This window comes from Serratia odorifera (assembly GCF_041448735.1).
Taxonomy (GTDB): Bacteria; Pseudomonadota; Gammaproteobacteria; order Enterobacterales; family Enterobacteriaceae; genus Serratia_F; species Serratia_F odorifera.
Genome location: NZ_JBGMUT010000023.1, coordinates 1 through 4,845 on the forward strand (window position 1 = coordinate 1; position 4,845 = coordinate 4,845).

At 48.8% G+C, this 4,845-nt stretch carries 4 protein-coding genes and 4 tRNA genes; 7 read left to right on the plus strand and 1 reads right to left on the minus strand.

Features of this window, described 5'->3' with window-relative positions; genetic code table 11:
- The first annotated feature begins 415 nt into the window (after window positions 1–415).
- Together murB and birA are read left to right on the plus strand one after the other, a co-directional pair.
- Complete coding sequence (gene murB, locus ACCC84_RS23255; RefSeq protein ID WP_004957716.1) at window positions 416–1,453, plus strand: UDP-N-acetylmuramate dehydrogenase; 1,038 nt, start codon at window positions 416–418, stop codon at window positions 1,451–1,453.
- Window positions 1,450–2,412 carry a bifunctional biotin--[acetyl-CoA-carboxylase] ligase/biotin operon repressor BirA gene (gene birA / locus ACCC84_RS23260; RefSeq protein ID WP_004957718.1) on the plus strand — a complete coding sequence of 321 codons (963 nt, stop codon included), beginning with the start codon at window positions 1,450–1,452 and terminating at the stop codon, window positions 2,410–2,412. Before murB ends, birA begins: the two co-directional genes overlap by 4 nt.
- Before the next feature lie 43 nt (window positions 2,413–2,455).
- On the opposite strand, the gene coaA is transcribed toward birA, so the two are convergent.
- The gene (gene coaA / locus ACCC84_RS23265; RefSeq protein WP_004957720.1) at window positions 2,456–3,406 is read right to left on the minus strand and encodes a type I pantothenate kinase; all 951 of its coding nucleotides are present in this window, start codon (window positions 3,404–3,406) and stop codon (window positions 2,456–2,458) included.
- A 619-nt stretch (window positions 3,407–4,025) separates the two neighbouring features.
- Between coaA and ACCC84_RS23270 the strand changes: the two genes are divergently transcribed.
- The 5 genes from ACCC84_RS23270 to ACCC84_RS23290 form a co-directional block, all read left to right on the plus strand.
- Window positions 4,026–4,101 (plus strand) — tRNA-Thr (locus ACCC84_RS23270).
- A gap of 23 nt (window positions 4,102–4,124) precedes the next feature.
- Window positions 4,125–4,209 (plus strand) — tRNA-Tyr (locus ACCC84_RS23275).
- A gap of 170 nt (window positions 4,210–4,379) precedes the next feature.
- A tRNA-Gly gene (locus tag ACCC84_RS23280) sits at window positions 4,380–4,454 on the plus strand.
- Between the two features lie 6 nt (window positions 4,455–4,460).
- A tRNA-Thr gene (locus ACCC84_RS23285) sits at window positions 4,461–4,536 on the plus strand.
- A 109-nt stretch (window positions 4,537–4,645) separates the two neighbouring features.
- On the plus strand, window positions 4,646–4,845 hold a 200-nt coding region (locus tag ACCC84_RS23290), incomplete at its 3' end, for a GTP-binding protein (protein WP_368439369.1).

A 4,845-nucleotide genomic window follows, 5' to 3' on the forward strand; every position in this document is an offset into this window, starting at 1 on the left:
CCATGCGAGAGTAGGACACTGCCAGGCATCAAATAAAGCAACAAGCCCTACGTGAAAACGTAGGGCTTTTTGTTTTGTCTGTTATCCAGTCAGAGTATTCATGTCTTCATACACGTTTTAAATAAACGCGAATGACCATAGGTAGCGCTTTATCGATATAGCCCTATTCCGACTTATCCTGCCTCGTTAAATAAGCGGCTAAGTTCATTTATATCGCTGTCTACTTGATGGTTTTTATATCAAGTATTTATATATCTTATTGATTGATATGAGATTATTCCTGTATCGTGGCGCTATTAAGTGATATTTGTCTGGTTTACGCCGTCAAAGGGGTGACAATGACAACAAACAATAGCCACGCGCGTTTAATCGAGTAGACTAAGCGATAATATGTTCTGCAAGAGTATTTACTATCATGTCTACTGAAAGCGCTTCTTTAAAAAATCACAATACGTTTGCGCTCCCGATCAATGCTGCGCAACTGGTCATAGCAGAAAAAATCGAACTGATGATAAAGGTCTGGCAAAAGTCGCAAAAACGACAAGAGCCATTGCTGATACTCGGTGAGGGAAGTAACGTCCTGTTTCTTGAAGATTTCGCCGGCACGGTCATGATCAATCAATTGCATGGCATTAAGGTTCGCGAAGAGCAGGATGCCTGGCACTTGCACGTCAGCGCCGGTGAAAATTGGCATAAGTTGGTCAGCCACACGTTGGAACAGGGGATGCACGGCCTGGAAAACCTGGCGCTGATACCGGGCTGCGTCGGCTCGGCACCTATACAGAATATTGGCGCTTATGGCGTTGAACTGAAAAATGTCTGTGAATATGTTGATTTGCTGAGCTTCAAAACGGGTGAAATAGATCGCATGACCCCAGAGCGTTGCGAATTTGGCTATCGGGAAAGCATCTTCAAGCATCAATATAGAACCGGGCATATCATCGTTGCCGTGGGCCTAAAGCTCAACAAGGCGTGGCAACCTTCGCTGGGCTATGGCGAACTGACCAAACTGGATCCTGCGAGCGTAACGCCACGACAGGTCTTTGATGCCGTCTGTGAGATGCGCCGTAGCAAATTGCCTGATCCAAGGATCACCGGCAATGCCGGGAGTTTTTTTAAAAACCCGGTTGTTAGCGCAGAGGCGGCGGCCAGTCTGCTGGCGAGCTATCCAACCATGCCACATTTCCCGCAGTGTGATGGGCAGGTAAAATTGGCCGCGGGCTGGCTGATCGATCAATGCCAGCTTAAAGGTTACCGTATCGGCGGAGCCGCCGTACACAGTAAACAGGCTCTGGTACTGATAAACCAGGGCGAAGCACTCCCGCAGGATGTCGTCGCTTTGGCACGGCACGTGCGTAATACGGTCGCCGACAGGTTCGATGTCTGGCTCGAACCTGAGGTGCGTTTCATTAGCGCTACAGGCGAGGTAAATGCCGTGGAGGTGCTTTCATGAAAGATACCAAAATCCCGTTAAAGCTTATTTCATCATTGTCAGATGGGGAATTTCATTCTGGCGAGCAGTTAGGTGAAGAGCTGGGCATGAGCCGGGCAGCGATTAATAAACATATCCAGACGATTCGTGAATGGGGTTTGGACGTCTTTACGGTGCCGGGCAAGGGGTATAGTTTACCTGCGCCTATCCAGCTGCTTGATGCGCAACGTATTTTGCAACAGCTGGCTGATAAGCGTGTAACCGTACTGCCGGTCGTTGATTCAACCAACCAGTACTTGCTTGACCGTATCGCCGAACTGGCATCAGGCGATGCCTGTGTCGCTGAATATCAGCAGGCGGGGCGGGGACGACGTGGACGGCATTGGGTATCTCCGTTCGGTGCCAACCTCTACCTTTCGATGTTCTGGCGCTTGGAGCAAGGCCCTGCGGCGGCAATTGGCCTGAGTCTGGTTATCGGTATCGTCATGACCGAGGTGCTGCAGCGTCTCGGCGCCGAAAAGGTTCGAGTGAAGTGGCCAAACGATTTATATCTGAACGATCGAAAGTTGGCTGGGATCCTGGTAGAACTGACCGGTAAAACTGGGGATGCAGCGCAATTGGTGATTGGCGCTGGTATTAACCTGGCGATGCGCGAAACCAATGCAGACGCTATCAATCAAGGTTGGATTAACCTGCAGGAAGCCGGTATTACTATCGATCGTAACGAACTGGCCGCAATGTTGCTTAATGAAATGCGCAGGGCGTTACGGCAGTTTGAACAAGAAGGATTGGCGCCATTTATTTCGCGCTGGCGCAATTTGGATAATTTTATCGACCGGCCGGTAAAGTTGTTGATTGGTGAACAGCAGATATTTGGTATTGCCCGTGGTATCGATCAGCAGGGCGCTTTGTTACTCGAACAAGACGGTGAGTTAAAACCGTTTATTGGTGGAGAAATATCACTGCGAAGCGCTGAATAAACATAATTTATCAGGGGACATTCAGTCCCCTGATATGTCTGGTTTATTTTCTTAGGCGTACACTTTCAACCGCATGATTGGCGCTTTTGGTCATGATCAGGCTCGCACGTTCGCGGGTTGGTAGTATATTTTGCTGTAAATTCAGTCCGTTAATCTCGTTCCATAACTGCGTGGCAATATTTACCGCCTCGCTTTCAGACAGCTTGGCATAGTTATGAAAATACGAGTCCGGATTGGAAAATGCGCCCTGACGGAACTTAAGGAACCGGTTGATATACCAGGTTTGCAGTAAATCTTCAGGCGCATCGACATATATGGAGAAATCAACAAAGTCTGAAACAAATACATGATGCGGATCGTGTGGGTAATCCATACCGCTCTGCAAGACATTCAGGCCTTCCAGAATCAATATATCGGGCTGTTCTATTACCTTATTACCCTCAGGCACAACATCATATATCAGGTGCGAATAGACCGGCGCAGTGACGCGCTTGGCGCCAGACTTCACTTCTGAAACAAATTTTACCAGGCTATGCATATCATAAGATTGCGGAAAGCCTTTTTTCTTCATTAGGCCACGTTCATTCAGCACCTTGTTGGGATGCAGAAAGCCATCGGTGGTGATCAGTTCTACGCTGCGATGTTCCGGCCAGCGGCTAAGTAGGGCTTGCAGCAGGCGCGCGGTGGTACTTTTGCCTACGGCTACGCTGCCGGCAATACCTATCACATACGGTATTCTCTGGCCGTCAGTGCCAAGAAACTGTTCCAGTACAGCCTGACGACGCAGGTTCGAACTGATATAGAAGTTCAGCAGTCGCGAAAGCGGCAGATAGATTTGTGCCACTTCCTCCAAAGAGAGATCTTCGTTAATCCCTTTTAGTTTAACAATCTCTTCTTCCGACAACGTCAGCGGCACCGAATCTCGCAACGCAGCCCATTGGGTACGATCGAACTGTAGATAAGGCGTCGCTAAAGATTGATCTCTTTTTATCATAAGCCAAATTCTGCCTGTTAACGCAGGTTGGGAACGGCGCCGGACGCCAACTCCAGATAATAAACAAGCTGCATATTATAGATAGCTGGCTTTCAGGCGTAGACTTTTTTCGAAAATGTTGTCGATCGACAGCAGATTATGTCAATTGTGCGAACAGGCACGCACTTGATAATGAGAGGGCTGCAAACGCCATTCATGGGCGTATCGTCTGCTGCTACCGCAACGTGAACGACCTATCCACTGTCTGGTTAATTGCACCAGGTTGCCTGCGTGTCGGGGGACGTGGCGGTCATTCACCGGCACCGGGTGTCACGAGGGGGATATTGCTGGCCATCACTGGCTAACAACGTGGATACGTGTTTTCTGAGCCGTGGGACCAGACACAGTGGATGCATCAATGAAAGCTATCACTATGGGTCGGCAAAAGGTTTGATTAACCCGGTTCTAAAACCCATGCAGCAGTCGAAACGAAGCGAATGGTTGATGCTTATTTGCACATCTGTCAGGCAGAATTGCCGTACATTTTGCAAATCTGGGTAATTTATGAGCGAAAGTGCACGTAACGCAATTTTTTTGTTGCATAGGCCGCCCGCTCTACCTAGAATGCGCTGCACTTGATGCCGGCTTAGCTCAGTTGGTAGAGCAACTGACTTGTAATCAGTAGGTCACCAGTTCGATTCCGGTAGCCGGCACCATCAAGTACAAAAAGATAAAATCTGGTGGGGTTCCCGAGCGGCCAAAGGGAGCAGACTGTAAATCTGCCGTCACAGACTTCGAAGGTTCGAATCCTTCCCCCACCACCAATCTTGTCTTCGGCAGAAAATTGCGGAAGATGAAGGCGAAAGCCTTCGACGGTTCGGGTTGTACAGCGCATCTGATGCTGTATAACGCGAAGGGTGAGGAATCAAGCGATCAACAATCCTGTTTCCATCCCAAAATTCTACAGAAAAATCAGGTAGCCGAGTTCCAGGATGCGGGCATCGTATAATGGCTATTACCTCAGCCTTCCAAGCTGATGATGTGGGTTCGATTCCCACTGCCCGCTCCAAGATGTGCTGATATAGCTCAGTTGGTAGAGCGCACCCTTGGTAAGGGTGAGGTCGGCAGTTCGAATCTGCCTATCAGCACCACTTCTTATTTTCTCGCCCCCTGATTTTCATTCTGTTATAGATTCAGCAAGCATATGCTTGGTTGATGTGGTGATACCACCGATTTATCCGTGTCTTAGAGGGACAATCGATGTCTAAAGAAAAATTTGAACGTTCAAAACCGCACGTTAACGTCGGTACTATCGGCCACGTTGACCACGGTAAAACTACCCTGACAGCCGCAATCACTACCGTTCTGGCTAAAACCTACGGTGGTTCTGCACGTGCTTTCGATCAGATCGATAACGCGCCAGAAGAAAAAGCTCGTGGTATCACCATCAACACCTCTCA

Coding starts and splice junctions, on each gene's coding strand:
- murB (WP_004957716.1), top strand. CDS start 416: ATGTCTACTGAAAGCGCTTCTTTAAAAAATCACAATACGTTTGCGCTC.
- birA (WP_004957718.1), top strand. CDS start 1,450: ATGAAAGATACCAAAATCCCGTTAAAGCTTATTTCATCATTGTCAGAT.
- coaA (WP_004957720.1), bottom strand. CDS start 3,406: ATGATAAAAAGAGATCAATCTTTAGCGACGCCTTATCTACAGTTCGAT.